This is a genomic window from Vicinamibacterales bacterium (assembly GCA_036012125.1).
GTDB lineage: Bacteria > Acidobacteriota > Vicinamibacteria > Vicinamibacterales > UBA823 > UBA11600.
In genome coordinates, this window is sequence record DASCOS010000027.1 from 1 (window position 1) to 5,232 (window position 5,232).

Consider the following 5,232-nt stretch of genomic DNA (forward strand, 5'->3'; position numbering starts at 1 on the left):
CTTTGGCAAGATCGTAGTTCCCGTTGATTGTAGCTAGCAGAAGTGGGCTCGACTCATCGGCTGTACGATGATTGATGTCAGCACCTGCTTCTAGAAGCATCAATGCGGCTTCGGAACGACCGTCACGCACCGCGTAGTGCAGTGCAGTAAACGCACCCTGCGTACCGATTTGCTCGGTCCCCGAAAGAGCTCGCGGTGCATTCGGGTCGCGCCTAGTCGGCCTGGGGCGGTTACTACGACCCCCGCCGGTCCTACGAGGGGTGCCAGTTGGGTCATCTGGGTCCGGTGGAGTGGTTGCGCCAGCAGCAGTGCCACCACTGGCCGGCGGATCGTCCGTCTTCTCCGCTGCTTTCTTACTGTCTAATTTCGTTTTCTCCGCAGCCTTTTTATCATCGGCCGGCGGATCGTCCGTCTTCTCCGCTGCTTTCTTACTGTCTAGAGTGGGATCGGCCGAGGCTTGTGAATTGGGCGGCACAAACCCATCGAAGCGATCACGAAAGTCCGTACGTTCTTCCGGCGGTTTCGCAGCATCTTTGATTCGGTTTCGCGTTGACCGTGCAGCACTATCTGCACGGGATTTGGCCAGATAATCGGTTACCTTCGTCACCGCTCCGACATCTGCACCAGCAGCCACCAGCGTCGCGATTGCCTCCAGCCGGTTATGCGCGGTGGCAAAGTGGAGCGGTGTACGTTCCAGGTACTGATCCCGGGCGTCCACATGGGCGCCAGCGCTAATCAGGGCACTAATCGATGCAAGTTGGCCAGCCTGCGCAGCCAGGTGTAGCGGACTTACACCGGTATCGGTAATTCGCTCCCCGTCACTGCCAGCCTCCAAAAGACGGGCCACAGCGTCACCATTGCCCTGCATAGCTGCTAGATGGAGTGGCGTATAACCGCCCAAGCGTGTCATCGGCTCCACCACGGCTCCGGCGTATAGCAGAACCTCCATAGTGGTGACGTCGTCGGTCAACGCCGACCAATGCAAAGCGGTCATACCATCGCCTTGGGCCGCGTTGACGTCAGCGCCTTCACGCAACAACGCGCGAACTGTATTGATGTCTTCACGCATCGCCGCGTCCGCAACCGGGGACTCAGCTGCTGAGGCAATCAATAGCGCCGGTGCCGAAAGGGCCGTCAGCATTAAGATGGCGACAACAGTGGGCGCATTCAAGTGTAGACGGTTACGCATTGCTCGCCTCCCGGGTCAGTTAAGCGTTACCAGCTTCGGTGGGGGGTGCCGACAACGAGAAAATCCCGTTGCTATCACCGAAGCTCTTCAGATCGTCCATACCGAGCCTCTGCATAAGGTCCAGCATCACGTTCGCCATCGGGGTACCGTCATCAGCGTGGAGGTGCACACCACCATCCAATGCTCCACCAGCACCCCCCAGCATGATCAGCGGGCACCTGCGGTGGTTATGCAGGTTGCTGTCAGCCATCGGCGAACCGTAGACGATCACGGTGTTGTCGAGGAGACTGGTGTCCCCTTCCATCGTGTTCTGGAGCTTTTCCGCGAGGTACGGCAACAAGGAGACGTGATATTTATTGATCTCCGCGTAGTCCCGCACTTGGCCCTCACGTCCACCATGGTGCGAGGCTCCATGGAATCCAGCATCGACGCCGCTTTCGGGATACACCCTACTTGAGCCATCGCGCCCAAACTTGAAGGAGAAGACGCGGGTAAGGTCTGCTTCGAAGGCCAACAACTGCAGGTCGAACATCAACTTGACGTGCTCATCAAACGAATCGGGCACGCCGGCAGGGGCCGAAGGCAGTTCGCGCTGCTCGCCGCTGTTGTTGCGTGCTTCGATGCGCTGGATGCGCTGTTCGATCTCCCGGATATTATTGACGTACTGGTCGAGACGTTGCTGGTCCACCGGACCTAGCTGCGTACGTAAGCCGGTCAGTTCCTCCATGACCCAATCGAGAATGCTGCTGTCGGTCTGGCGCAGTTGCGAGCGCCGTTCCGGCGTCCCGCCGGCACCGAACAGCTGCTCGAATACGGCGCGAGGGTCTCGGATCATCGGTAGCGGAGTGTCCGCTGCCGCCCAGCTGATTGTGTCGGTGTATACGCAAGCGTAACCGTAGGCACAACCACCGGCTTGATCGACCGGTTCGATAGAAAGCTGAAGCGATGGAATGGGGGTGTCGTTGCCGAAACGCTGCACGTATAACTGGTCCATCGACGGGCCTACGTATACGTCCGATCCCTGTGTCATCTTGGGGCGAGCCTGGGTCAAGAATACCGCGCTCGAACGGAAGTGGTCGCCACCGATCTGCTCGGGGATAAAAGCCTCGGCCTGCTGGCAATCGGTGTTGCTGACAATTGTGAGGTAGTCCTTGAACTTCTCAAGCGGTGCCAAACTTCCGGGTGACAGGTCGAAGTTTCGACCAATTGCCTCCGGCGCCCAGAGGAACTCGGATGCACCAAGCTCATTACAACCCGCCGCGCCGTGCACCTGCTCGATGCAAACCATCCGCGTGCGACCAGCTGCCCTTCCCGCGGCCGTGTTGGCCCAAAGCTTACGTGCCGGAACCATCGCGTCGAGCAAGGGTACGCCAAGCGTCACACCCAGGCCACGCAAAACCGTTCGACGTGAGATGTGTTTCTGCGAAATGTACATACGGCGGTTCTCCGATTTCCGTTATCTAACCATTCGTTAAAACTGCTGTCCTCCAGGACCCATTTCTTCTGTCGCTTCCGCCCTCGCCATCCGGAATGAATCGCTGTTGACGATTCCAAGGATGAACGAAGAGACCCGATAATCGTTCTTTTCTGCCTCGCCGATAATCTCGCGGACCCGCGGCATATCGTAGTACTCCACTCTGCGACCCATACCATACGACATGAGGCTCTCGGTGAAGTGCGTGATGATAACGTCGGATCGCTTCAAGAGCGCTGCAGTCAGGTCGGTGGGGCCGTTTAGTTCCGTACCATCGTACATCACGGCCTCGGTAATGATCGGGACGCCGCGGTCCTTAATACGCCACGCGCCGGTTACATCAAAATTGTCGAGCGATAAACCAAGTGGGTCCATCATGTTGTGGCACGAGCTACACGCCGGGTTAGCACGGTGCTCAGCTAACTGGTCAGCGACCGACTTAAATCGCCCATTTTCAGTTTGCCCGGTCTCCTCAAGGTCAGGGACGTTTGGCGGCGGTGGTGGCGGCGGGCTGCCAAGCAACACCTCCATCACCCATTTACCGCGCTTGACCGGTGAAGTACGGGTGGCTTCTGACGTCATCGTCAAGATGCTGCCGTGTCCTAAAACACCTCGGCGACGGTCATCAGGATAATTCACCCTGCGAAACTCCGATCCCGTGACGCCGAGAATGCCATAGTGACGCGCGAGGCGCTCGTTGGCAAACGTGTAGTCGGCAGTCAACAATTCAAGTATGTTTCGATCCTCGGCCACTAAATGGGCAAATAACAACTCGGTCTCACGATGCATCGAGTTAGCCAGGATCTTGTCGTAGTACGGGAACGACAACGCGTCCGGATCGACCAAGTCGAGGTCTTGTATCCGCAGCCACAGGCTGCCAAAGCGCGTGGCCAGAGACTCGGCGCGCGGGTCGGCAAGCATCCGGCGAGCCTGCGCTTCAATAATTTCCGGGTCCGAGAGTTGACCGCGCGCCGCCAAGTCGATCAATTCCTGATCGGGAGGTGTACTCCAAATGAAAAACGAGAGCCTCGAGGCGAAGGCAATGTCGTTGACCGAGTAGATGCTACCCGGGGCGACCCCCGCAGGGGTTTCCTCCGTGCGAAAGACGAAGTACGGGCTGGTGAGGATCGCCTGTAGCGCCGTTCCGATACCCCCCTCGAAACCACCGAAAACCGCCCCCTGATTGTAGAAGGCCGTCAGGCTGGCAATGTCGCTGTCGTCTACCGGCCGCCGGTAGGCCTGCGTGGCGAGGCGCGAAATGATGCTCTTGGCACAGGGCAGTTCCTCACCGGCCGATGTCGGGCGGCAGGTAAAAATCCGTCGTCTCGTCGGATTGTCGGAGACACCGGTGACATTGAATGGTCCGACGATGGACAAGTCACGTAGGTGGGTGAGCGTCTCGACACCGTAGCCGACGCCGATCTGCGTGTCGGCGAGGGTATTATCGATCGGCGTAACCAGGTCATCAATAGACAGTCCTCCCTCATACTGGGCTAAGAACGCCGCTGCTACTGTATGCGCACCAGCACGGACGTCGACCGGTCCGACGGTAATCGTCAAACCAGCGGGATCCATCTCCGACAGCCAGCGGTCAATATCGAGGACACCTACTTGCTCGCCATCGATCGACACTTCAATTTGCTCTTCCAGGAGCGTGCGGCCGAACAATAATCCAGTGGGCTCACCATGCAGTAGCATCCGGAATTCGTACTTGCCATCAGCGGGGAAGTTATGGACCACCGCAACGCCGCCGCGGGTGCCAAACGGTGCCCCGTCGACACGCTTCTTTTGCGACTGGGTCCGCGGCACGGGGTAGACAGCCGAGTTAGGACCGGCGAAAGGATCACCGATGGCGGCACGACTGACATGGCCGGCGGCCCGCAGGTAGCCTTCCATCACTGCTGCTGAGGGCATCTGTACGTCAGCGATGTTGTCAAAGCTAGCGCTAATCGTGTCGGGCGGGAGAAATGTGCTGGGATCAATTTCGATGCCTAGCAAATCTCTGATCGCCATGACGTATTCGGCACGGTTGAGTCTCTGGAAGGTGCGCCTGCCAGGATTCGGGTTGCGCGCCGCGTGCTCGTCGATGCTCGTTTCAAGTGCCGCCGCCAGAGCGTGCTTGGTAGCAACGTCGGGTTGCTCCGCCTCCTTTGGCGGCATCATGCCGACACGCAACTTGCGGATCATTTTTTCAGCAATTTCAGGATTCTCGTAGGCATGTTCGGCATCGAACGATTCAAGCGACAAACCGCCCGTCAGCAACTGATCGTTGTGGCAACGGAAACAATAGCGCCCAATGGTCATGTTCTGCTCCTGATAAGACATCGGAGCGGAACCCTTCGAGACCGGTTCTACGAAAGCAATAGAACTGACTTCCAGGGCCTGCGAGCCCCCCGCCAATCCGGTATCGACGGAGACAGCTAGGCATAGAATCGAGGCGATCGATGCTGCTAACGCGAACTTTCTCATGTGTAAATTATCTCACGCCCACCTAATAGCGGACAAAAACGGTGCTAGGAACATACTACGAGTGCTTTAGACTAGGCTCAATAACGAATTATTGGCAAGG

Annotated in this window: 3 protein-coding genes; all 3 read right to left on the reverse strand. The window is 58.0% G+C overall.

Annotation, left to right across the window (positions count from 1 at the left end; genetic code table 11):
• On the reverse strand, nucleotides 1-1,189 hold a 1,189-nt coding region (locus tag QGH09_09350), incomplete at its 3' end, for an ankyrin repeat domain-containing protein (GenBank protein ID HJO18388.1).
• Nucleotides 1,190-1,208: 19 nt separating this feature from the next.
• On the reverse strand, nucleotides 1,209-2,624 hold the full coding sequence (locus QGH09_09355) for a DUF1552 domain-containing protein (protein ID HJO18389.1): 1,416 nt from the start codon (nucleotides 2,622-2,624) through the stop codon (nucleotides 1,209-1,211).
• 36 nt (nucleotides 2,625-2,660) lie between these two features.
• Nucleotides 2,661-5,132, reverse strand: a complete 2,472-nt coding sequence (locus QGH09_09360; GenBank protein HJO18390.1) for a DUF1592 domain-containing protein — start codon at nucleotides 5,130-5,132, stop codon at nucleotides 2,661-2,663.
• Between the last annotated feature and the right edge of the window lie 100 nt (nucleotides 5,133-5,232).

Excerpts from the sequence above, each read along its gene's own strand:
- QGH09_09360 (HJO18390.1), bottom strand. The coding sequence starts at position 5,132 with ATGAGAAAGTTCGCGTTAGCAGCATCGATCGCCTCGATTCTATGCCTA.
- QGH09_09355 (HJO18389.1), bottom strand. The coding sequence starts at position 2,624 with ATGTACATTTCGCAGAAACACATCTCACGTCGAACGGTTTTGCGTGGC.